This is a genomic window from Miniimonas arenae, from assembly GCF_006351005.1.
GTDB lineage: Bacteria > Actinomycetota > Actinomycetes > Actinomycetales > Beutenbergiaceae > Miniimonas > Miniimonas arenae.
The window spans coordinates 24,990-45,690 of the sequence record NZ_VENP01000013.1 but is presented as its reverse complement, the minus strand read 5'-3'; the positions used below and the strand labels follow the sequence as shown (position 1 = coordinate 45,690).

The 20,701-nt window shown below is 75.6% G+C and carries 23 protein-coding genes; 9 read left to right on the top strand and 14 right to left on the bottom strand.

The genetic code is table 11. The features are described from left to right. Nucleotides 1-39 precede the first annotated feature (39 nt). Both FH969_RS15155 and FH969_RS05270 read left to right on the top strand, forming a co-directional pair. On the top strand, nucleotides 40-186 hold the full coding sequence (locus tag FH969_RS15155; protein ID WP_180359674.1) for a hypothetical protein: 147 nt from the start codon (nucleotides 40-42) through the stop codon (nucleotides 184-186). A 95-nt stretch (nucleotides 187-281) separates the two neighbouring features. Continuing rightward, entirely contained in the window at nucleotides 282-896 is a 615-nt protein-coding gene (locus FH969_RS05270; RefSeq protein WP_108717917.1) for a GDSL-type esterase/lipase family protein, read from the top strand. A 3-nt stretch (nucleotides 897-899) separates the two neighbouring features. On the opposite strand, the gene FH969_RS05265 is transcribed toward FH969_RS05270, so the two are convergent. From FH969_RS05265 to FH969_RS05250, 5 genes are all read right to left on the bottom strand, one after another. Further along, on the bottom strand, nucleotides 900-1,835 hold the full coding sequence (locus FH969_RS05265; protein WP_139986385.1) for a DUF4097 family beta strand repeat-containing protein: 936 nt from the start codon (nucleotides 1,833-1,835) through the stop codon (nucleotides 900-902). A 14-nt stretch (nucleotides 1,836-1,849) separates the two neighbouring features. After that, entirely contained in the window at nucleotides 1,850-2,830 is a 981-nt protein-coding gene (locus tag FH969_RS05260; protein WP_139986384.1) for a zinc-binding dehydrogenase, read from the bottom strand. A 183-nt stretch (nucleotides 2,831-3,013) separates the two neighbouring features. Continuing rightward, nucleotides 3,014-3,088, bottom strand: a complete 75-nt coding sequence (locus FH969_RS16130; RefSeq protein ID WP_370445345.1) for a 50S ribosomal protein bL37 — start codon at nucleotides 3,086-3,088, stop codon at nucleotides 3,014-3,016. 50 nt (nucleotides 3,089-3,138) lie between these two features. Beyond that, nucleotides 3,139-3,435, bottom strand: a complete 297-nt coding sequence (gene rsrA, locus FH969_RS05255) for a mycothiol system anti-sigma-R factor (RefSeq protein ID WP_139986383.1) — start codon at nucleotides 3,433-3,435, stop codon at nucleotides 3,139-3,141. Next, a complete protein-coding gene (locus FH969_RS05250; protein ID WP_139986382.1) occupies nucleotides 3,432-4,169 on the bottom strand; it encodes a sigma-70 family RNA polymerase sigma factor in 738 nt (245 codons plus the stop codon). The genes rsrA and FH969_RS05250 overlap by 4 nt, the downstream gene beginning before the upstream one ends. A 169-nt stretch (nucleotides 4,170-4,338) precedes the next feature. Here FH969_RS05250 and FH969_RS05245 point away from each other — a divergent pair, with 169 nt between their 5' ends. From FH969_RS05245 to FH969_RS05230, 4 genes are read left to right on the top strand one after another with little or no spacing between them, the layout of a single operon-like run. Continuing rightward, nucleotides 4,339-5,025, top strand: a complete 687-nt coding sequence (locus FH969_RS05245) for a DoxX family protein (RefSeq protein ID WP_139986381.1) — start codon at nucleotides 4,339-4,341, stop codon at nucleotides 5,023-5,025. 13 nt (nucleotides 5,026-5,038) lie between these two features. After that, nucleotides 5,039-6,466: a 3-phosphoshikimate 1-carboxyvinyltransferase gene (gene aroA / locus FH969_RS05240; protein ID WP_139986380.1), complete on the top strand. Its 1,428-nt coding sequence runs from the start codon at nucleotides 5,039-5,041 to the stop codon at nucleotides 6,464-6,466. Nucleotides 6,467-6,473: 7 nt separating this feature from the next. Beyond that, the gene (rsgA, locus tag FH969_RS05235; RefSeq protein WP_108717923.1) at nucleotides 6,474-7,520 is read left to right on the top strand and encodes a ribosome small subunit-dependent GTPase A; all 1,047 of its coding nucleotides are present in this window, start codon (nucleotides 6,474-6,476) and stop codon (nucleotides 7,518-7,520) included. Then, on the top strand, nucleotides 7,517-8,422 hold the full coding sequence (locus FH969_RS05230; protein ID WP_139986379.1) for an inositol monophosphatase family protein: 906 nt from the start codon (nucleotides 7,517-7,519) through the stop codon (nucleotides 8,420-8,422). Before rsgA ends, FH969_RS05230 begins: the two co-directional genes overlap by 4 nt. 23 nt (nucleotides 8,423-8,445) lie before the next feature. Here the strand turns inward: FH969_RS05230 and FH969_RS05225 are convergent, their stop codons facing one another. Genes FH969_RS05225 through FH969_RS05215 form a run of 3 tightly spaced genes read right to left on the bottom strand, consistent with a single transcriptional unit; the run spans nucleotide 8,446 to nucleotide 10,949 of the window. Next, nucleotides 8,446-8,910 carry a DUF6912 family protein gene (locus tag FH969_RS05225; RefSeq protein ID WP_108717925.1) on the bottom strand — a complete coding sequence of 155 codons (465 nt, stop codon included), beginning with the start codon at nucleotides 8,908-8,910 and terminating at the stop codon, nucleotides 8,446-8,448. Between the two features lie 4 nt (nucleotides 8,911-8,914). Next, entirely contained in the window at nucleotides 8,915-10,312 is a 1,398-nt protein-coding gene (locus FH969_RS05220; RefSeq protein WP_180359675.1) for a CpaE/TadZ family protein, read from the bottom strand. Then, a complete protein-coding gene (locus FH969_RS05215) occupies nucleotides 10,305-10,949 on the bottom strand; it encodes a CpaB family protein (protein ID WP_139986377.1) in 645 nt (214 codons plus the stop codon). Before FH969_RS05215 ends, FH969_RS05220 begins: the two co-directional genes overlap by 8 nt. A 147-nt stretch (nucleotides 10,950-11,096) precedes the next feature. Between FH969_RS05215 and FH969_RS05210 the strand changes: the two genes are divergently transcribed. Beyond that, nucleotides 11,097-11,312: a helix-turn-helix domain-containing protein gene (locus FH969_RS05210; RefSeq protein WP_234417753.1), complete on the top strand. Its 216-nt coding sequence runs from the start codon at nucleotides 11,097-11,099 to the stop codon at nucleotides 11,310-11,312. A 101-nt stretch (nucleotides 11,313-11,413) separates the two neighbouring features. Here FH969_RS05210 and FH969_RS05205 read toward each other — a convergent pair whose 3' ends face one another. Beyond that, nucleotides 11,414-11,944 (bottom strand): hypothetical protein, encoded by a 531-nt coding sequence (locus FH969_RS05205; RefSeq protein WP_139986376.1) that lies wholly within the window; start codon nucleotides 11,942-11,944, stop codon nucleotides 11,414-11,416. 73 nt (nucleotides 11,945-12,017) lie between these two features. On the opposite strand from FH969_RS05205, the gene FH969_RS05200 reads away from it, so the two are divergent. Both FH969_RS05200 and FH969_RS05195 read left to right on the top strand, forming a co-directional pair. Next, nucleotides 12,018-13,178, top strand: coding sequence for a LysM peptidoglycan-binding domain-containing protein (locus tag FH969_RS05200; RefSeq protein ID WP_139986375.1), 1,161 nt, complete (start codon nucleotides 12,018-12,020; stop codon nucleotides 13,176-13,178). Between the two features lie 2 nt (nucleotides 13,179-13,180). Then, nucleotides 13,181-13,786, top strand: coding sequence for an Rv3235 family protein (locus FH969_RS05195; protein WP_139986374.1), 606 nt, complete (start codon nucleotides 13,181-13,183; stop codon nucleotides 13,784-13,786). A 17-nt stretch (nucleotides 13,787-13,803) separates the two neighbouring features. On the opposite strand, the gene secA is transcribed toward FH969_RS05195, so the two are convergent. The 5 genes from secA to FH969_RS05170 all read right to left on the bottom strand — a co-directional run bounded on the left by secA (nucleotide 13,804) and on the right by FH969_RS05170 (nucleotide 20,697). Then, a complete protein-coding gene (secA, locus tag FH969_RS05190; protein ID WP_246071720.1) occupies nucleotides 13,804-16,764 on the bottom strand; it encodes a preprotein translocase subunit SecA in 2,961 nt (986 codons plus the stop codon). A gap of 148 nt (nucleotides 16,765-16,912) precedes the next feature. Next, nucleotides 16,913-18,298, bottom strand: a complete 1,386-nt coding sequence (locus FH969_RS05185) for a threonine/serine exporter family protein (RefSeq protein WP_246071719.1) — start codon at nucleotides 18,296-18,298, stop codon at nucleotides 16,913-16,915. After that, nucleotides 18,244-18,969 (bottom strand): winged helix DNA-binding domain-containing protein, encoded by a 726-nt coding sequence (locus FH969_RS05180; protein WP_139986372.1) that lies wholly within the window; start codon nucleotides 18,967-18,969, stop codon nucleotides 18,244-18,246. The genes FH969_RS05185 and FH969_RS05180 overlap by 55 nt, the downstream gene beginning before the upstream one ends. Before the next feature lie 188 nt (nucleotides 18,970-19,157). After that, nucleotides 19,158-19,799 (bottom strand): ribosome hibernation-promoting factor, HPF/YfiA family, encoded by a 642-nt coding sequence (gene hpf, locus FH969_RS05175; protein ID WP_139986371.1) that lies wholly within the window; start codon nucleotides 19,797-19,799, stop codon nucleotides 19,158-19,160. Nucleotides 19,800-19,953: 154 nt separating this feature from the next. Continuing rightward, nucleotides 19,954-20,697, bottom strand: coding sequence for a ComF family protein (locus FH969_RS05170; protein ID WP_139986370.1), 744 nt, complete (start codon nucleotides 20,695-20,697; stop codon nucleotides 19,954-19,956). Between the last annotated feature and the right edge of the window lie 4 nt (nucleotides 20,698-20,701).

The window sequence follows — 20,701 nt, the reverse complement described above, 5'->3', positions numbered from 1 at the left end:
CACTCGTGGCAGGATTCGCGCGAGAGCAGGATCTCTGCCATGACCCTGATCATTGCTCCCGTGCTCCTGCTCACCGCGCTGCTCGTGGCGCTGCTCGCCGTCGGCCTGCACCGTGAGGTGACTCGCGACGGGTACGGCACCCGCCCGGCGCCGCGCTCGCACCACGCGTGGAACGACCCGGCGTAGTCACCCGTGACTCCCCGGTGCTCCCGCGGTGGCACGATGGGACGGCCATCGCACGCCCTCGGGCGTGCCGCGCCGCCTGGACAGGGAGTCCCACCGTGCCGGATCTCGTCAGCACCGCCCGCCGCGTCGTCGTGCTCGGGGACGAGCTCGTGGCCGGCTTCGGCGACCCACGCGCCCTCGGTTGGGTCGGCCGTGTCCTCGCGCGCTCCCAGACCGCCGACCCGGCCGACTCCGTCCTCGCGATCACGCTGCCGGTGCCGGGCGAGACGACCACCGCGCTCGGCGCCCGCTGGGAGCGCGAGCTGTCGCTGCGCGTGACCTCACCCGAGCGCAGCTTCGTCGTCATCGGCCTCGGCGCGCACGACCTCACCGCGGGGATCTCGCTCGCCCGCAGCCGGCTCAATCTCGCGAACGTGCTCGACGCGACGTCGTCGGTGCACCTGCCGACGCTCGTCGTCGGGCCTCCGCCGCGGCAGGACCTCGATCCCGACGCGCTGGCCGAGCTCTCCACCGCCTTCGGCGACGTGTGCGACCGGCGCCGGGTGCCGTACGTCGAGACCTACGCCCCGCTCGCGGCGCACGAGCAGTGGCTCGCCGACCTCGCCGCCGGCGACGGCATCCACCCCGCGCAGGCCGGGCACGGGCTGCTCGCGTGGCTCGTGCTGCACCACGGCTGGCACGCCTGGCTCGGCGTGCCCGAGCCGGCCTGACGCTCAGGCGGAGGCAGGTCCCGGCTCGTCGGGGGTGACCGCGCCCGACGTCGCGTCCGGTCCGTTGCCGTGCGACGCCTCGCGCGACCCGTGCTCGGTCGCGCCCTCGGTCGCACCGTCGGCCGCACCCTCGTCGGGCATCCCGTCGCCGCGGGTCACCGCCACGGCGCCGGTCACGGTGACGATCTCGACGAACGCGGCGTCGCCGTCGCCCCGCTCGTCCACCACCACGGAGAGCGGAAGCGTCGAGGTGCGCCGGTCCACGCCGTCGAGCGACACCGCGCCGCTCACGGTGCGCGCCGTGAGCACGACGCCGGAGCCCGGCGGGACCGCGACGGCGACGTCGCCCGAGACGGTCTGCACGCGCACGGCGCTGCTCGCGCGCGTCGTGACGAGGTGCACGCGCCCGCTCACCGAGGCGACGTCGACGCGGCCGACGTCACCCGCGAGGTCGCAGACCCCCGAGACGGTCTGTGCGCGCAGCGGCCCGTCCTGCTCGGTGACGGTCAGGGCGCCCGACACCGAGCGCACCGTGAGCGAGCCGGTGGTGCGCGCGGCCGTCAGGGCGCCGGAGGCGCTCGCGAGCTGCACGTCGGCGACGACGTCGCTCACCTCCACGCTCGCGCCGACCGTGCCGATGCGCACGCGTGCACCAGGCCCGACGGCGAGCGTGACCTGGGCGGCGTCGGCGCTGCGGTGGCTGCCGAGGCGCTTGAGCCAGCCCTCCCAGCCCGCGCTCGTCGTGACGACGGTGAGCTCGGCGTCGTCCGCGGTCACCTCGACGGGTGAGCCGACGACGTCGCTCACCGCCAGGTGCACGCCCGGCTCGGCGCGTCCGGTCACCCGGACGGCTCCGCCCACGAGCTGCACGCGCACCTGCGGCACGGGGCCGATCTCGGTGGTGAGGGCGGCGGGCACGATCCAGCTCTGGGTGGGCACGGTGACCTCCGGGATCAGGCGGGCTGGGTGCCCGGCAGCACGACCATCTTCCCGTACCCCCGGCCGTCGGCGAGGTCGCGCAGGGCGTCCGGGACGCCGTCGAGGTCGACCACGCGGTCGACGACCGGGCGCACCCCGGTGGTCACGAGGAGCTGGACGAGGCGGGTCAGCTCGGTGCGCGTGCCCATCGTGGACCCGACCACGCGCAGGCCGCGGAAGAAGACCCGGTTGAGGTCGGCGTCGGCGTCGCCGCCCGTGGTGGCGCCGGCGACGGCGATGACTCCCCCGGGACGCAGCGCGCGCAGCGAGTGGGCCCAGGTCGCCGCGCCGACCGTCTCGACCACGGCGTCCACCTGCTCCGGCAGCCGCTCCCCCGAGCCGAACGCCGCGTGGGCGCCGAGCGCGACGGCGCGCGCGCCGCGCGCCTCGTCGCGGCTGGTCACCCACACCCGCAGGCCGGCGGCCCGTGCGAGGAGCACCGCCGCGGTGGCCACGCCCCCGCCCGCGCCCTGGACCAGCACCGTCTGCCCCGGCCTCAGGTCGGCTGCGGTGAACAGCAGGCGGTAGGCGGTGAGGTAGGCCGTAGGCAGGCACGCGGCGTCCTGCGGGCCGAGCTCGTCCGGACGCGCGACGACGTTCCCTGCCGGCACCCAGACCTCCTCCGCGAGCGTGCCCGGGTGGCGCTCGGAGAGCAGCGAGCGACGCGGGTCCAGGGTCTCGTCGCCGCGCCAGTCCGGGTCGGAGATCACGCCGTGCACGAGAACCGGGGTGCCGTCGTCGAGCAGGCCGGTCGCGTCCGTGCCCAGCACCATCGGGAGCTGCTCGGCGCGCAGGCCCACGCCCTTGGCGGACCAGACGTCGTGGTGGTTGAGCGAGGCCGCCTCGACGCGGACGCGCACCCAGCCCGCGGGGGGCTCGGCCGGCTCGAGGTCGACGACCTCGACGCCGGCGGCGGGATCGGTGGGTGAGAAGGCGGTGACGACGGCGGCTCGCATGCCCGTCACGCTACGCGCCGCAGACCGCTGCTCGGTGCGTGTCCGGGCGCCCGGCCCCTGACACCCGGCCGGGCACGCGCGGCGGTCGAGGGGTCGACGAGTCGCGCGGAGGTCGACCGGGCGGGGTTGCCGCACGCAGAGACACGAACGGCCACCCGGAGGTGGCCGTCGGTGATCCTGCTGTCAGGCGTTGGGACGCTTGCCGTGGTTGGCGGCGTTCCCGCGACGAGACTTGCGCTTGCGACCGCGCTTGCTCATGGGTGCTCCTCGCATCGTCGTTCGTGGGGACCCCCCATCGTCCCACACGATCAGCGGCTGGTTCGCACCACCAGCTGGGAGACGATCCGCACGCGCAGCTGCGAGGGCGCCTTCTCCACGCACGCGCGGCGGATGAGGGCACGCACGTGCTCCTCGGCGTCGGCGGCCTCGGTGCACGGGTCGCACGCCTCGATGTGGGCACGCAGCACGTCGGCGTCGGAGTCGGCCATCGCGTGGTCGAGCAGCTCCGCGAGGTGCTCGAGGGCGGCGCGGCACTCCTGCGAGACCTCGCGCTCGTCGGCCTCGGCACGCGGCTCGCGCGGCGCGCCGGTCGGCTCGGCGGTCATGACGGCACCTTCATCCCGAGCTCGCGCGCGTGGTCGGCCAGCAGCGCGCGCAGCTGCGCACGGCCCCGGTGCAGGCGCGACATCACGGTCCCGATCGGCGTGCCCATGATCTCGGCGATCTCCTTGTACGCGAAGCCCTCGACGTCGGCGAGGTACACCACGAGGCGGAAGTCGTCCGAGAGCTCGGCGAGCGCGTCGCGCACCACGCTGTCCCCCAGCCGGTCCAGCGCCTCGACCTCGGCCGAGCGCAGTCCCGCGGAGGAGTGCGACGCCGCACGCGCGATCTCCCAGTCCTCCACGTCGCCGGAGTCGGACTGGAGCGGCTCGCGCTGCTTCTTGCGGTAGGAGTTGATGTACGTGTTGGTGAGGATCCGGTACAGCCAGGCCTTGAGGTTCGTGCCCGGGCGGAACTGCTGGAACGAGCCGTACGCCTTGGCGTAGGCCTCCTGCACGAGGTCCTCGGCGTCGGCAGGGTTGCGGGTCATCCGCAGCGCCGCACTGTATAGCTGGTCCAGCAGCGGCAGAGCGCCCTCCTCGAACCGGGCGGTGCGCTCGGCCTCGGTCTCGGTCTCCCGGACGTCGACCTCCTCGGCCGCCCCGTCCTGCGCGTCGACGGCGGGCGCGTCAGACGCCTCGACGGCGGGCGCGGGCGCGTCTGCGGCGGGCGCCTCGACGGCGGGTGAGGGGTTCGCGCCCTCGCGCGGCTTGGTGACCGCGTCCTCAGGTGTGCTCATCACCCACCAGCCTACGGCGAGCGCGTCCGGGGACGCCGGTGCGGTCAGTGCTGCTGTCACGTCGGGGAGAACGCCCCGCCGACGTCCGGCATTCCCAGGACGGCACCGGACCGGGTCGCTCACCCGGGCGGGGGTGACGACGACGCGCGCGCGGTGGTAGGCATGAGGCATGATCCTGCGCCGCGTCGCCCGCCCCCTGCTCGCCGCCGTGTTCGTCGCGGACGGACTGCGCGCGCTGCGGAGACCGGTCGCCGAGATCGAGAACCTCCCCGGCGCGGACGAGCAGCTGGAGTCGCTGGCCACCAAGGTGCCGTACGTGCCGGCCGACGCGGCCCTGCTCGTGCGCGGGATCGGCGTCGTGAAGATCGGCGCGGGCGTGCTCCTCGGGCTCGGCGTCGCCCCGCGGGTCGCCGCCACCGTGCTCGCAGTGCTGCAGGTACCGACGATGGTGGCCAACCACCCGGTCTGGGCCGTCCCGGCCGACCAGCGCAAGGAGCACCTCGCAGGACTGCTGCAGGACGGCGCCGTGCTGGGCGGCCTGCTCCTGGCGGCCTCCGACACCGAGGGCAAGCCGTCGATCGCGTGGCGCGTGAACGCCGCCTCGACGCGCGGCGCCAAGGCCACGAAGAAGGCCACCAGGAAGGCCGGGTCGAAGGCCAGGCGCACGGTCGAGCACAAGGTCGGCGAGGTCGAGCGCTCGGTCAGCCGCGCCGAGAGCAAGGTCGAGAAGGAGCTCCGCAAGCGTGCGCGGGCGCTGGAGAAGTCGGTGGACGCGGCGACCTCCCAGGTCGCGGCCGGCGTCGAGGGCACCGTGCACAAGGTCCGCAAGGACGTCCGCGCCGCCGTCGGCTCCTGACTACCCTGGCGGGGTGACCACCGCCTGGCCCGCCCCCCTCGCGACGAGGCCCGTCGACGCCGTCGTGCCCGTTCCCGGCTCGAAGTCGCTGACCAACCGCTACCTCCTGCTCGCGGCGCTCGCCCAGGAGCCGACGCACCTGGTCGCACCCCTGCACTCGCGGGACTCGGCGCTCATGATCCAGGCGCTGCGCACGCTCGGTGCCCGGGTCGAGGTCGCCGACGACGGCGACGTCACCGTCACCCCCGGCCCCCTGGTCGGCGGTGGCGCGGTGGACTGCGGGCTCGCGGGGACCGTCATGCGGTTCGTCCCGCCGCTCGCCGCGCTCGCGGACGGACCCGTGACGTTCGACGGCGACCCCCGCGCCCGCGAACGCCCCATGTCGGGCGTCATCGACGGCCTGCGGGCGCTCGGCGTCGCCGTCGAGCGGGCAGGAGCCGGCCAGACCGACACCGAGCCCGAGGCCGACGCCGACGCCGACGCCGAAGCCGAGCTCAGCACGCTCCCCTTCACGGTGCGCGGCACCGGCCACGTCCTCGGCGGCGAGCTCGAGATCGACGCCTCCGCGTCGAGCCAGTTCGTCTCGGCGCTGCTGCTCGTGGCCCCACGGTTCCACCACGGTCTGGACCTGCGCCACGTCGGCGAGCGGGTGCCGAGCCTGCCGCACATCGAGATGACGCTCGCCGTGCTGCGCCAGCTCGGGGTGGACGCGCAGGCGGTGGGTCCCGCCCGCTGGCGCGTCGAGCCGGGTCCGGTCGCGGGCGGCGAGGTGGTCGTCGAGCCGGACCTGTCCAACGCCGCGCCGTTCCTCGCGGCCGCGCTCGTGGCCGGCGGAAGCGTGACCGTGCCGCACTGGCCGACCCGCACGACGCAGCCCGGCGGCCTCCTGCCGGACATCCTCACCGCGATGGGCGCGCAGGTGCACCACGACGGCGACGCGCTCGTCGTGCGCGGTACCGGACAGGTCCGCGGCATCGACCACGACCTGTCCGCGGCGGGCGAGCTCGCCCCGACCATCGCAGCGCTCGCGACCGTGGCGTCCTCGCCGTCGCGCCTGACCGGGATCGCGCACCTGCGCGGGCACGAGACCGACCGCCTGGCCGCGCTGGTCGCCGAGATCACGCGGCTGGGCGGCGTGGCGCGCGAGCTGCCGGACGGCATCGAGATCGAGCCGGGTCGCCTGCACGGCGCCGCGGTGGAGAGCTACCACGACCACCGGATGGCCACCTTCGGCGCCGTCGTCGGGCTCGCCGTGCCCGACGTGCGCGTCGTCGACGTCGCGACGACCGCGAAGACGCTGCCGGACTTCCCGGGCATGTGGGACCGCATGCTGACGTCCGTCGCCGACGCCCAGGTGGCTGACGAGGGCGGGACGGACCCCGCCGACCCGGTGGACACGCCGGGCCCTGCGAGTCCCGTGAGCCCCGCGAGCCCCGCGTGAGGCGCCGGTGAGGTCGCGCGGCACCGACCTCGACGAGTCCGACGTCCGGGTCCGACCCCGCCGGGGCGGCAGCCGTCCGCGGACCAAGCAGCGGCCCGCCTACGCCGGCGCCGTCGAGGGCTTCGTCACGGGCGTGAACCGGGGCCGCTACGACGTGCTGGCCGAGGGGCGCGCCGTCATCGCCGTCACGGCACGCGAGCTCGGTCGCGGCGGCGTCGTCGTGGGCGACCGCGTCCGGCTGGTCGGGGACCTCTCCGGGGCCCGGGACACGCTCGCGCGCATCGTGTCGGTGGCCGAGCGCGAGACGCTGCTGCGCCGCTCGTCCGAGGACACCGGCGGGGTGGAGCGCGCCCTGGTCGCCAACGCCGACCAGCTCGTCGTGGTGACCGCGCTCGCCGACCCCGAGCCCCGCACACGCATGGTCGACCGCTGCCTCGTGGCAGCCTTCGACGCCGGGATGGACACCCTCCTGTGCCTCACCAAGTCCGACCTCGCCCCGGCCGAGCCGTTCCTCGCCGGCTACGACCCCCTCGACGTGCCCGCCGTCGTGACGCAGCGCACCGAGTCGCAGATCGTCGGGCTCGACGGCGAGGGCGGCCTGCGCGAGCTCCTCGCGGGCCGGATCTCGGTGCTCATGGGGCACTCGGGCGTCGGCAAGTCCACGCTCGTCAACGCCCTCGTCCCGCACGCGCAGCGCGCCGTCGGCCACGTCAACGCGGTGACCGGGCGCGGACGGCACACCTCGACCTCCGCCGTCGCCCTCGCGCTCCCCGGCGGCGGCTGGGTCATCGACACCCCGGGCGTGCGCTCGCTGGGCCTGGGTCACGTCGACGTCGCCGACGTCATCGCCGCCTTCCCCGACCTCGCCGAGATCACGACGGCGTGCCCCCGCGGGTGCACCCACCTGGCCGGGGCGCCGGGGTGCGCGCTGGACGTCGCGCTCGCCCGTCCGGCCGACCCCCGCCTCGCAGCACGCGTGGAGTCGCTGCGCCGCCTGCTGTCCTCCCGGCTCGGCGAGGACGAGCCCGCCCGACGACCCGAGGGAACCGCATGACCAGCCCGACCGACGCCACGCCGGACGCCTCGCCGGACGCAGGAGCGACACGGACGGCCGCGGGCGCGACGCAGCCCGGCGCCCCGGGCGGCAGCGCAGCGCCCACCGCCGCGCCGGCCGGCGCCTACGACGGCGACCTCGCGCTCGCGCTCGAGGTCGCGGACGCGCTCGACGCCCTCACGTCGGCCCGCTTCGGCGCGCTCGACCTGCGCGTCGAGGCCAAGCCGGACGCGACGCCCGTCTCCGACGCCGACACGGCGGCCGAGCGGATCGCGCGCGAGCACCTCGCCGTCGCCCGCCCGGCCGACTCGCTGCTCGGGGAGGAGTACGGCGGCGAGGTCGCCCGGACCGGGCGCCAGTGGGTGATCGACCCGATCGACGGCACCAAGAACTTCGTCCGTGGCGTGCCGGTCTGGGCGAGCCTCGTCGCGCTCGTCGACGACGGCGTGGCCCGGGTCGGGGTCGTCAGCGCACCGGCACTGGGGCGCCGCTGGTGGGCGGCGCACGGGTCCGGCGCGTGGCGCAGCGTCGCCGGGGGTGCGCCGCAGCGCCTGGCGGTGTCCGCCGTCGCCGACCTCGCCGACGCGTCCGTGTCGTACGCCAGCCTCGACGGCTGGCGCGACCGCGACCTCCTGCCGGTGTTCCTCGACCTGCTCGGCTCGGTGTGGCGCACGCGCGCGTTCGGCGACTTCTGGTCCTACGTGCTGCTGGCCGAGGGCTCGGTCGACGTCGCGACCGAGCCCGAGCTCGCGCTGCACGACATGGCCGCGCTCGTGCCGATCGTGCAGGAGGCGGGCGGGCGGTTCACGTCGCTGGCCGGCGTGGACGGGCCGTTCGGCGGGGACGCACTGGCCACCAACGGCCTGCTGCACGCCGAGGTGCTCGCGCGCCTGCGGGGCTGACGGCGGCTCACCCGGCGCCGAGCTCAGCCGACGCCGAGCTCGGCCCGCACGTCCGCCAGCTCGCTCGGGTCGAACCACAGCAGGTCGATCTCCACGAGCGCGTCGAACGCCTCCTCGTCGCCGCCGACCGCCGCAGCCACGAGCTCCTCGGCCTCGGCGTCGTCGACGTGCACCGCCACGACGTGCGACCAGGGCACCGCCACAACCCCCAGCACGCTGGGCAGCCCGCGCAGCTCCTCCGGAGCCGCCTCGTCGGGGCGCACGTCGTCGACCTCGACGGCGAGCACCACCCGCCGGGGCCGCGCGCCGAGCCGAGCCACCCGCAGGACGGACGCGTCGGCCGCGGTGAGGAACGCCGACAGCTCCAGGCCCTCCTCGTCCTCCTCCGACAGCGCGGCACGCAGCGCGGGGGTGACGGCGGAGGCGACGGCGCGCACGCCGTCGGGGTCGGCGAGGTCGGCGGCGGTCGCGGGCAGGTAGAGGCGCACGGGCTCAGTCTCGCAGGCTCGCGCTCGACACCCGACGGCGCCCCCACGGCGCCCGCCGACGGCCCACCGGGGCGGGCTCGCCGTCGGCCTGCGTCGTCCCGGCGGCGACGAGCGCCCGGGCGATCCCCGCGAGCGCACGGCGCGCGGGCGCCCGCGGGGCGTGCTGCGCGAGCGTGCCGCCGGCCAGCAGCGCGGCGCCGACCGCGTCGTCGTACGGCACGCTCCAGGACGGCGCGCGGCCGACGAACCGGACCAGGGCGTCCGCGACGGCGTCCGCGGAGCGGGCCGGTCCGGGCCGGGTGGCGTTGACGACGATCCGCAGCTCGCCGGGCGCGTCGAGCTCGGGCAGGTCCGTGAGCGCCTGCACCGCGCGTCGGACGCCCACCGGGTCCACGGGCACGACGGCGAGCAGCACGTCCGCGACACTCAGCACGCTTCGGGTGGCCGCGTGCCGGTCGGCGCCGCGCACGGGCGCGGCCTCGGGTCCGGCCGCGACGTCGACGACGGTCCAGTCGGTCCGCGAGCGCAGCGCGCCGAGCACGACCTCCAGCGCCTCGGGCGCGATCTCCCGCCACCGGTCGGCGCGCGTGAGGCCCGAGACGAACGCGACGCCGTCGGGCATCGTGCGCACGCGACGGCGCAGGGTGTCGGGGTCGAGGGTGCCGTCGGCCGCGGCGCGGCACAGCGCCGCCAGGCCTGCGGTCTCCTCGAGCACCCCGAGGACCTGCGCCATCGCCGGCGCGACGGTGTCCGCGTCCACGAGCGCGGTGCGCTGCCCGAGCCGGACGAGCTCCGCCGCCAGGCCGGCGGCGATCGTCGTGCGCCCGGGCGCTCCGGCCCCGCTCCAGACCGCGAGGACGCGGCCGGGCCGGTGCGGCGCGCGGCGAGGCGCGGCCGCGCCACGCGTCGCCCCGTCCCCGCCGCGATCGGAGTCGCTCCCCTGCCCGGAGTCGTGGTCGTGCCCCGAGGCGCCACCGCGCTCACCGCCCGGGTCGACGTCCCAGTCGGCACCCGGCCGCCACGCCCAGGGCGAGGACTCCGGCGCGAGGCCGGTGCGCTCGACCAGCGAGCGCACCTCGCGCGCGACCGAGGCGGCGACGTCGGTCCCGTCCGGCACCACGACGTCGGCGCCGAGGGCGCCGGCCCGGTGCAGGTCCTCCGGACCGACGACGAGCACGGTGAGGACCCCGCCGCGCGCGAGCGGGACGATCCGGGTGCGGTCCACGCCGCGCTCGAGGGCGAGCACGGCGATCTGGCCGGCTCCCGCGGCTGCGGCCGCGAGCAGCTCCGCGAGGTCGGCGCAGCGCCGCGTGACGACGAGCCCGTCCTCCTGACCGAGCGCCGCGACGACATCGGGCTCGTGCGGGCCCGGGAGCCAGACCAGGACGCCGTGCTCAGCCACCCGGGTGCTCCACGAGGGTGACCGTGGCACCGTCGGCCTGTGCCTGGAGCACGGCTCCGACCACGTCGGCCGGGACCAGCACGCGCGCCACCTCGCCCGACGCGGAGCGGAAGAGCCCGCTGTCCTCCTCGACCCCGAGCACGGTGACGCCCTCGGCGAGCACGGTGGCCTCGCCGTCGTCGCCGTCGGGCACCGACCACAGGTCGACCACCGCGCCCGGGCGGACCTGCGCGCCGGCGGGAACGGGTACCGGGACCGGACGACCGGTCACGTCCGCGGCCGTGCCGACCGCGGAGGAGGGCACGAGCTCGCCGGCGCCGACGAAGCTCGTCACCACGCCGTCCTGCGGCAGCGCGTCACCGGCGAGGTAGGTCCCGCTCGCGCCGTCCCAGCTCAGCCGGACCGCGGTCACGACGTCTGCGGTGAGGCGGTCCCCGGGCGCGAGGTCGGTCGTGGCCACCCAGGCCTGCTCGCCCGAGCTCGCGCGTTCCACGGCCCAGCTCCCCAGGGCGACGGCGGCGGCCACGAGCGCGAGCCCCAGCGCGAACCGCGGGGTGCGCCAGAACGGGCGCACCGTCACGGTGGGGGCCCGCGGACCCCGCAGCTCGCCGGACCTGGAGGCCTCGTCCACGCTCATCGCCACCCGCTCTCTCGCCCGGCCGGTGCGCCGGGGACGGCCCGCCTCGATCTGCGCCATCGTGCCAGTCCGAGGGCCTCAGGGCGACATATCCACAGAACCGGTGTCAGATCGCGCCGAACCACGTCGGGATGCCACACTTGCGCCATGGCCGACTCCAAGCCCGAGCCCATGCTGGCGCTGTCCGACGTCGCGCAGGTTCTCGGCGTCACGGTGCCCACCGCCCGGTCTCTCGTCAAGCGGGGCGACATCCCCGGGTTCCAGGTGGGCGGGCGCGGCATCTGGCGGATCGAGCGCCGCGACCTCGACGCCTACATCGAGCGCGAGAAGGCCGCCGCCGCGCACCGCGCTGGCCGCGACTGAGCCCGCCCGTCGGGGCGGAGGCCGCCACTCGGCGTCACCGCCTCGGCCACCTGGACGCCCGCACACGTGCTCGCCCGGACGCTCGCCCGCGCGCGCGGAGGTCAGCGCTCAGCCACCGACGTGATCGCGTGGAACGGGATCGTCACGCGTGACCCGCCGGGCCGTTCGACCACGTCGACGTGGTCGCGGCCGACCTTCGTGAGCTCACCGACCACGACGCGTCCGCGCGTCGTCACCGCGACGTCCCCCTCGAGCTCGGCGAGCGCACGCAGCACGTGCCCGAGGTCAAGCCGCCGCGCCGCGCGCCCCTGCTCGGGCGCCGCGTGGGCGAGCGCCTCCACCCACTCGACGGCGTGCAACGGCACCACGACGCGCCGACGGCCCTGACCGAGCAGGAACCACGTCGACCCCGCGTCCAGCAGCTCGCCCGCGACCCGTTCGCCGCCGCGCGCGCCCAGCACGACTGGAGTGGCCAGGCGGGCACGCACCCGATCCGCGAGCTCGACCTGCGAGTCCTCGGCCACGGCCAGGTCGGCGACCTCCGCATCGAGCTCGCCGGCGAGCTCGGCCTCGGCCTGCCGCTCCAGGTCCGCGAACAGCTCCTCCCAGCGCACACCGGCATGCTTCCACATCCCTTGACACTCTCGCACGGCCCCTGCCAGCATTTCGGCATGTCATATCGCCTCTAACCACCGAGGACGTGCTATGGAGCTCTCCCACCGCCACACACCGCGCCGCAACCCGCGCCGCACGGCCGTGGCGCGCCTGGTCGCCCTCGGGCTGGGCACCGGCGTGCTCGCGGTGCTGCTGACGGCGGTCGCCGGCCAGCCGGGGCTCGAGCCGGTCCGACTGTCCGACCTCGTCACCCGGGTCGTGTGCGGCGCGGGCGCGCTCGCGGCCGCCTGGTACGCCCTCACGGCGCTCGTGGCTGCGGCGGTGCTGGCGCTGTCGGGCCGCCGCCAGAACCCCCCGGCCTTCCGTGCCGACTCGCGGCCAGGCGCTCGTCCCGACGCTCGTGCAGGCGCTCGTGCAGGCGGTCGTGCCCTCGCGCTCGCTCCGCGCCTCGTGCGGCGGATCGTGCTCGGGGCGAGCGCGGGCGGCGCCGCGATGGCCCTCGCCGCGACGGCGGTGGCCGGCCCGTTGCCCGCCGACCTCGGATACGGCGCACCGGCGGCACCCTCGCACGGACCGACCAGCGTCGCGTCGGCGTCCGCCGGTCCCCCCGGCTCGGCCACCGACCCGGCGCCGTCCTCCGCGGCGCCGGCCGCGACCGCCCCTCCCGCGGGGTCCGGCACGACGCCCACCAGCGAGGCGCCCACCAGCGAGTCTCCCACCAGCGAGGCGCCGACCACCGGGTCGCCCACCAGCGAGGCACCGACCACCGGGTCGCCCACGACGGCCGCGACGGAGCCGTCGGCGATCGCCTCGGCGTTGCCGACGCCGGTCGCGGCGCCGACGTCCACGTCGACCACCGGTCCCGCCGTCACCAAGCGACCCAAGGCGCCCGCCGCCATGCCCGCGAGCCTCGCGGCAGACTCAGCGCGGGCCGTCGTCCCGATGGCGCCGCCCGCCGTCTCCCCCACACCCACCTCAGTGCTCGCCTCAGCGCCCACCAGCGCACCCACCGCCGTCCCATCAGCCCCGCCCACCGCCGACTCCGTCGACCCCACGCCGGAGATCCGGTACGAGGTCCAGTCCGGCGACAGCCTCTGGTCGATCGCCGTCACGCACGGCGCGGCGAGCGCCGCCGAGGCCGACGCGGCGTGGCGCGAGTGGTGGCAGCTCAACCGCGAGGTGGTCGGCGACGACCCCGACCTGATCTTCCCGGGGCAGCTGCTCCGGGAACCCGCTCACCCCGAGGAGTGACGATGGCCGCCCTGCCCGAGAACTGCCCGATGTGCCGGCGAGCCCCGGACGTCGGCTCGCCCCTCACCCCGGCGCGGCCCACCACCCGGCCCGCGACGGCGAGCACCGCCCGGCCACGGACGTCACCGGCGCTCATGGTCGCCGTCGACGGCTCCTCCGGTGCGGCCACGCCGACGGCGGCGGTGCGTGCCGCCTCGCCCGTGGGCGAGGGCGCGCGCACCGGGGCGCGCGCGTCGACCCGGGCCGCCGTCGCGGACGTCGCGGACGCGGTGCCGCCACCGGTCGAGGTCGAGCGGTGGGCGGGCGCGCTCGCCGTCGCGACGACCGAGGTCCTCGTGGGGTCGCGGCCGCCGCAGCAGCTGAGCCGCTGGTACGCGCAGGAGGTCTACGCCGCGATCGTGCGGCGCGCGGGGCTCGTGGTGCGGCTGCACGGACGGCCGGCCCGGCGGGTGCACGCGCACCTCGTGGCCCTGCGCTCGTGCGCCACGCCGTCGGGCAGCCACGAGGTGTCCGCGGCCGTGCACGACGGCACCCGCGTCCGGGCCGTCGCCCTGCGCGTCGCCCCGTTCGGCGGCCGCTGGCGCGTGGACGCGCTCGTCGTCGGCTGACGAGCCGACGAGCCGGGTCAGCGGCGCTTCTTGGCCTGCTTCGCGGCGCGCCGCCGCTCCTCGCGGTTGTTGCCGGCGCCCGCCGCGCCGCCCGATGCCGCACCGGCACCCGCAGCACCGGCTCCGCCGCCCGCGGCACCGCCCGGACGCCCGGACGCAGCAGCGGCCCGCGCGACGCCGGGGCGCGCGGCGCCCGTCGACACGAACGCCGAGCCGTCCTCGTCGGGCGCGGAGTACTGCAGCCCGGTGGGACGCTGCGGCGCCGCGATGCCGAGCGCGGCGTCGAGCGCGTTCTCCTCCACGGTCCGCCCTGCCGGGCGCTGCTCGGCCTCGGCGACGTTCTCGTCGCCGGACTCCTCGCCGTCGGGCTCCGGTTCCTGCGCGGAGGCGACGTCGTCGACGGGGGCGGGCTCGCCGTCGTCCGTCGCGGCGGGCACGGGCGCGTCGGCGGCCTGCTGGCCCGCCGCGACCTCGGCGACCTCCGCGCCCTCGGTGGCGGCCTCGGCGGGCGCGGCCTGCGGCACCTCGAAGTTGAAGAGGTACCCGACCACCTCCTCACGCACCGCCTCGTTCATCACGAGGAACATCTGGTAGCCCTCGCGCTGGTACTCCACCAGCGGGTCACGCTGCGCCATGGCGCGCAGGCCGATGCCCTCCTTGAGGTAGTCCATCTCGTAGAGGTGCTCGCGCCACTTGCGGTCCATCACGGCGAGCACCACGCGGCGCTCGAGCTGGCGCATGAGGTCCGAACCGAGCTGCTCCTCGCGGCGGGCGTAGGCGAGCTCGGCGTCGGACAGGATCTCCCGCAGCAGGACCTCGCGAGTGAGCCGGATCTTGCCGCCCGCCTCCTCCTCGACCTCCTCGACGGTGAGGGAGATCGGGTAGATCGGGCGCAGGAGGTTCCACAGCTCCTCGAGGTCCCAGGACTCCGGCTCACCGGCGGTGGCGTTCGTGACGGCGTCCGTGAGCACCGTGGTGATGAAGGAGCGGACCTGGTCCTCGAGGTCCTCTCCGGCCAGCACGCGGTGCCGCGTGCCGTAGATCGCCTCGCGCTGACGCGACAGCACGTCGTCGTACTTGAGCACGTTCTTGCGGATCTCGAAGTTGCGCGCCTCCACCTGGCTCTGCGCGCTCGCGATGCCCTTGGAGACCATCTTCGACTCCAGCGGCAGGTCCTCGGGGTAGGCGGAGGAGCTCATGAACCGCTCGGCGAGGCCGGAGTTGAACAGGCGCATCAGGTCGTCCTGCATCGACAGGTAGAACCGGGACTCCCCCGGGTCGCCCTGTCGGCCGGAGCGGCCGCGGAGCTGGTTGTCGATGCGCCGGGACTCGTGCCGCTCGGTGCCGAGCACGTACAGCCCGCCCAGCTCGACCACCTCGTCGTGCTCGGCGGCCACCGACTCCTGCGCCTCGCGCAGCGCCTCGGGCCAGGCGGCCTCGTACTCCTCGGGGGTCTCGATCGGGCTCAGCCCGCGGCTGCTCAGCTCGGCCACCGCGAGGTGCTCGGCGTTGCCGCCGAGCATGATGTCGGTGCCGCGGCCGGCCATGTTCGTGGCGACCGTGACGGCGCCCTTGCGACCGGCCATCGCGATGATCGCGGCCTCACGCGCGTGGTTCTTCGCGTTGAGCACCTCGTGCGGCACGCCCTGGCGCTTGAGCTGGACCGAGAGGGCCTCGGACTTCTCCACCGAGGTCGTGCCGACCAGCACGGGCTGGCCCGCGGCGTGCCGCTCGACGATGTCGTCGACCACGGCGCGCAGCTTGGCGTCCTCGGACACGAACACGAGGTCGCTGTTGTCCACGCGCTGCATCGGCCGGTTGGTCGGGATCGGGACGACGCCCATCGTGTACGTGCTCTGGAACTCGGCCGCCTCGGTGAGGGCGGTACCGGTCATCCCGGAGATCTTGTCGTAGAGCCGGAAGTAGTTCTGCAGCGTGATCGTGGCGAGCGTCTGGTTCTCGGCCTTGATCGGCACGCCCTCCTTGGCCTCGATGGCCTGGTGCATGCCGTCGTTGTAGCGCCGACCGGCCAGGACGCGCCCGGTGTGCTCGTCGACGATGAGCACCTCGCCCTTGAGGACGACGTAGTCCTTGTCGCGCTTGAAGAGCTCCTTGGCCTTGATGGCGTTGTTGAGGAACCCGATCAGCGGGGTGTTGAGCGACTCGTAGAGGTTCTCGATGCCGAGGTGGTCCTCGACCTTCTCGATGCCGGGCTCGAGCACGCCGACGGTGCGCTTCTTCTCGTCGACCTCGTAGTCGGCGTCGCGCTCCATCCGGCGCACGACCCGCGCGAACTCCGAGTACCACTTGTTCGCGTCGCCCGAGGCGGGCCCGGAGATGATGAGCGGCGTGCGCGCCTCGTCGATGAGGATCGAGTCGACCTCGTCGATGATGACGAAGTTGTGCCCGCGCTGCACGAGGTCGTTGGTGGACCACGCCATGTTGTCGCGCAGGTAGTCGAAGCCCAGCTCGTTGTTCGTGCCGTAGGTGATGTCGGCCGCGTAGATCGCGCGCCGCTCCTCGGGCTTCTGCCCCGTGAGCACGACGCCGGACGTGAGCCCGAGGAAGCGGTAGACCCGGCCCATGAGCTCGCTCTGGTAGCTCGCGAGGTAGTCGTTCACGGTGACGACGTGCACGCCCTTGCCCGACAGCGCGTTGAGGTAGGCGGGCAGCGTCGCGGTGATGGTCTTGCCCTCACCGGTGCGCATCTCCGCGATGTTGCCGAGGTGCAGCGCGGCACCACCCATGAGCTGCACGTCGAAGGGACGCTGACCCAGGGTGCGCTTGGCGGCCTCACGTGCGACGGCGAACGCCTCCGGCAGCAGCGAGTCGAGCGACTCACCGTCCGCGTGGCGCTTCTTGAAGACGTCCGTCTCCTCGCGCAGCTCGGCGTCGGTGAGGTCGCTGACGGCGTCCTCGAGCGCGTTCACCTGCGCAGCGATGCCGTGCAGCTTCTTGAGGACGCGTCCCTCGCCCATGCGGAGGATGCGGTCGAGAATGGCCACCCTGTGCTCCCGGAGTCGTCGCGGCGGCGCTCGTGCGAGCACCACGGGCGCCCGGAACCCGGACGCGCTGCCCGTCCATCGTAGGCGCCCCCGCGGGCGTACGGTCCCGACGCGGCTCGGCTCAGCGCTCGAACGCCCACTCGCGGTCGGTCAGCATGCGCGCGACGGCGAGCCCGACCGAGATGCCGAGCACGACCACGACGGCCTGCACCGCGTAGGCGACGGTCTGCGACGTCGCGCCGTCGCCCAGCCCCGAGACGGCGAGATAGGTCGCCGAGCCCGGCACCATGATCACGACGGCGGGCACCGAGACCGTGATCCGGGGGATCTTCAGGGTCGGCGCGACGTAGGCGGCGACGACGCCGACGACGAGCGCGGCCGCCGCGGCGGCCACCGCCGCCGACGCGCCCACCTCGATCATCGCGATGCGCCCGACGTTGGGCAGCGCCCCGACGGCGGCCGCGGCGAGCGCGGTGCGGACCGGGGAGTTGAACATGAGCGCGAAGCCCAGCACGCCGACGAAGCTCGCGGCGAGCTGCGCGAGCCGCAGGAGCACGGTGCCCGTGACGGCCGGCGGCGGGCTCGGCGTCGCGCCGAACGTGTGCGAGACGGCCCAGATCACGATCGCGGCCGAGCACACGATGACGACGGCGTAGGTCAGTCGCGCGAGCCCCGCCGACAGGTCCAGGCGCGCGAGGTCGAGCGCGGCCGTGACGATCGCGAACCCGGGCACGAGGAACAGGACCGAGGCGATGAAGCCCGACTGCGGACCGCCGGCGGCCACCCCCGCGAGCGTGAGCAGCGTGACGGCGCCGAGGAAGACGAGGGTGGCCGTCAGCGCCGCGAGCATCGTGACGCCGAGCTGGTTGTACCGGCGCGCGAGCAGCAGGCGGCGCACCACCTGGCCCGCGAAGGCGCCCAGGGCGGCGCCGAGCATCTCCGCCCAGCCCTCCCCGAGCAGGAACGCGAACGCGCCGCACGCGATGCCGGCCCACATCCCGGACAGCAGGGGGGACCACAGCGGACGACGTCGTTCGATCTCGTCGAGCCGCTCCTCGAGCTCCGCCGGGGTGATCGAGCGGCCGCGGAGGGAGGACACGAGCAGCTGCAGCCTGGTGAGCCGGTCCGCGTTGACGCCGATGTCGCGGCTCTCGGTCACCTCGGTGCGGAACGAGCGCCCGCGGTGGGACGTCGTCGTGATCTCGGTGAGGGTGACGTGCGCCTGGTGCCGCTCGATCCCGAGCGCCGCGGCGACCGCCGCCATCGAGGACTTCACCCGGTAGCTGCCGGTCCCGGACGCGAGGCTCATCCGGCCCACGCGGAGCACGAGGCCGGAGCGACGCACGAGGTCCATCTCGTCGTCGAGAGCCTCACGCGCCGCCCAGCCGTGCAGCGGGTTCGTGCTCACCGCGCCAGCATTCCACCTCCGGTCGGTGTGCGGCAGGACGATGGTCACGACCCGCGCGGCGTCGCCGTCGGGCACGACGGCCTGCCTCGCGTCGGGCACTCAGGCAGCCGCGGCTGCGGCGGCCGGCCAGAACGGCCCGTGGCGACGAGAACGGTCCCCAGCGGGCCGTGCTCGTCGCCACGGGCCGTTCTGGGTCGGGCACGACGGCGTGCGGCGCGTCGGGCCCTCAGGCGGCCGCGGCTGCGGCGGCCGAGCAGCTCCAGCGCGGTCTTCACCTCGCTCCACTCCCACCAGCCCGCGCGGCCGCCCGGGCTCTCGAGCACGCGCTCGACCTCGCGGCTCGTGAGGGCGCCGCGCTCGCCGATCACGGCCTGGATCCTCGTCAGGAGGTCCGCCCGCTCCGCCCCGAACGAGAGCGCCCACGAGCCCTCCCGCCGGGCGGCGCGCCGGTGCGCGAGGAGCGCGTACACCTCGGGCGGCACGTAGGCCGCCTCGTGCGCGATCTCCTCGACGAGCAGCCGCGGGGCGCGCGCGGTCGCGCGGTCCAGGACCGCGAGGTCGTAGGGGCCCAGCCGCGCGAGGACGGGCAGGAGGTGGGCGCGCGCGAGCACGGACACCGAGTCGATCTGGAGCACCCCAACGTGCTCGGTCATCCGGGCGAGGTTCGCGCGGGTCACCCGCGCGTGCCGACGGCCGGTGAGCTGCTGCGCTGCGACCGCGACCCGGCGCGCCTGCGGCAGGGACATGACGGGCGGGCCGGCGGCGGTCATGCGGGCATCGTGCCACCCACCACCGACACCGCCGCCGGCAGGCGCCAGGCGGTCAGCGGTCCTGCCTGCAGCGGCGGGAGCGCCCCGAGACGCACCGGAGGGCCAGCGACCCGGCACGCGGCGGGGCCGGCACCCGTGCGGGTGCCGGCCCCGGACCAACGTGGCGGCGGGCGGTCGACCGCGGCGCCTCAGTCGCGCGTCTCGGCCTGCGCGTCCAGCCGGATCACGCCGTACGTCCAGCCGTGCCGGTGGTAGACCACCGCGGGCTGTCGCGTCTCGGCCTCGATGAAGAGGTAGAAGGGGTGCCCGGCGAGCTCCATCTCGTCGATGGCGTCCTCGACGGTGACCGGTGAGGTCTTGTGGACCTTCTGCCGCACGATCACGGGCGAGTCGCCCAGCTGGCTCTCGACCGCGACGTCCGGCTCGGTGGGAGGCGTGATGCGGGACTCGTGGTCCGGCTCCGTGGACCCGGTGACCAGGCCGTCGGGCTCGAGGACGGGCAGCGCCTTCGCCTCGCGCCGGTGCGACCGGTCCTTCTTGCGGTCGTGCGCGCGGCGCAGGCGTTCGAGGAGCTTGGTGGTCGCCACGTCGAGCGCGGCGTAGGCGTCGGATGCGCTGGCCTCGGCGCGGACCACCGGTCCGCGGTCACGCACCGTCAGCTCGATGCGCTCGGACGAGGCGGCCTGCCTCGGGTTGGGCTCGTGCGTGACCTCGACGTCCACGCGCTGCGCGTACGGTGCGAGCTGCGTGACCTTGCCGAGCTTGTCCTCGACGTGCCTGCGGAACCGGGCCGGGACCTCGGTGTGCCGTCCGACGACGACGATTTCCATGTCCACCTCCAGGAGAGTGACCGGCTAGTGCCGGTCTGGGCTGAGTGGGGCGGTCCACCCGTGCCGGGTGGCGCGATCAGGGCACCACCCCCTCGGTGAGCGCCGCCCCACGTGTCCCCGCCATCGGGTTCGGGACGCGCTCCATACAGGGACGTTACTCGACCATGACCGAGCGTGACAGTCCGTGGACGGCGCGTCCCGGAGGGCGGGCAGCGGCGAGCACGACGGCGCCCAGCACCGTGCCCCCGGCCGCCGTCACGGCCGTCCGGCAGGCCTGGAGCGTTCCGCCCGTGGTGAGCACGTCGTCGACGAGCACGACGGCCGTCCCGTCCAGGGCGAGCCGGGTGCGCACGGGCGCGTGCCGCCGTCGGGCACGCGCTCCCGCGCCCCGGTGGGTGCGCCGCCCGCCTCCGCCGAGCGCGACGACCACGCGCGCGGGCCGGCCCGCCTCGGCCAGGCCGCGGGCGACGGCGAGGGCGAGCCGCGTCACGGGAGGGCGGCCGCGCAGGCGGCGGTGCGGGCCCGACGGCGCGGGCACCACCCACACCTCGGCGCCGCCGGGTGCGTCGGGACCACCCGCGACCCGGGTTCCGCACGCGGCGAGCACCCGCGCGAGGTGCGGCTCGACGTCGAGCCTGCCCCGGGTCTTCCAGCCCAGCACGATCCGGCGCACCTCGCGCTCGTACCACCCGCAGCCCCACACCGGCAGGCCGGGTTCGAGCGCGGGCGCGCCGCCGTCGACGCGCTCGGGTCGCAGGAGCTCGAGGCACGCGGCGCACAGCACGACGTCCCAGCGACCGCAGCCGGCGCACTCCAGCGGCACCGCGAGGCGCGTCGCCTCCGCGGCGACGTCGCGCACGAGGGCGGCGAGCCGAGGCGGTCGCGGGAGCCGTGCCATCCCT

Coding starts and splice junctions, on each gene's coding strand:
- FH969_RS15155 (WP_180359674.1), top strand. CDS start 40: ATGACCCTGATCATTGCTCCCGTGCTCCTGCTCACCGCGCTGCTCGTG.
- FH969_RS05260 (WP_139986384.1), bottom strand. CDS start 2,830: ATGCGAGCCGCCGTCGTCACCGCCTTCTCACCCACCGATCCCGCCGCC.
- rsrA (WP_139986383.1), bottom strand. CDS start 3,435: ATGACCGCCGAGCCGACCGGCGCGCCGCGCGAGCCGCGTGCCGAGGCC.
- FH969_RS05250 (WP_139986382.1), bottom strand. CDS start 4,169: ATGAGCACACCTGAGGACGCGGTCACCAAGCCGCGCGAGGGCGCGAAC.
- FH969_RS05245 (WP_139986381.1), top strand. CDS start 4,339: ATGATCCTGCGCCGCGTCGCCCGCCCCCTGCTCGCCGCCGTGTTCGTC.
- FH969_RS05230 (WP_139986379.1), top strand. CDS start 7,517: ATGACCAGCCCGACCGACGCCACGCCGGACGCCTCGCCGGACGCAGGA.
- FH969_RS05215 (WP_139986377.1), bottom strand. CDS start 10,949: ATGAGCGTGGACGAGGCCTCCAGGTCCGGCGAGCTGCGGGGTCCGCGG.
- FH969_RS05210 (WP_234417753.1), top strand. CDS start 11,097: ATGGCCGACTCCAAGCCCGAGCCCATGCTGGCGCTGTCCGACGTCGCG.
- FH969_RS05205 (WP_139986376.1), bottom strand. CDS start 11,944: ATGTGGAAGCATGCCGGTGTGCGCTGGGAGGAGCTGTTCGCGGACCTG.
- FH969_RS05200 (WP_139986375.1), top strand. CDS start 12,018: ATGGAGCTCTCCCACCGCCACACACCGCGCCGCAACCCGCGCCGCACG.
- FH969_RS05195 (WP_139986374.1), top strand. CDS start 13,181: ATGGCCGCCCTGCCCGAGAACTGCCCGATGTGCCGGCGAGCCCCGGAC.
- secA (WP_246071720.1), bottom strand. CDS start 16,764: ATGGGCGAGGGACGCGTCCTCAAGAAGCTGCACGGCATCGCTGCGCAG.
- FH969_RS05180 (WP_139986372.1), bottom strand. CDS start 18,969: ATGACCGCCGCCGGCCCGCCCGTCATGTCCCTGCCGCAGGCGCGCCGG.
- hpf (WP_139986371.1), bottom strand. CDS start 19,799: ATGGAAATCGTCGTCGTCGGACGGCACACCGAGGTCCCGGCCCGGTTC.
- FH969_RS05170 (WP_139986370.1), bottom strand. CDS start 20,697: ATGGCACGGCTCCCGCGACCGCCTCGGCTCGCCGCCCTCGTGCGCGAC.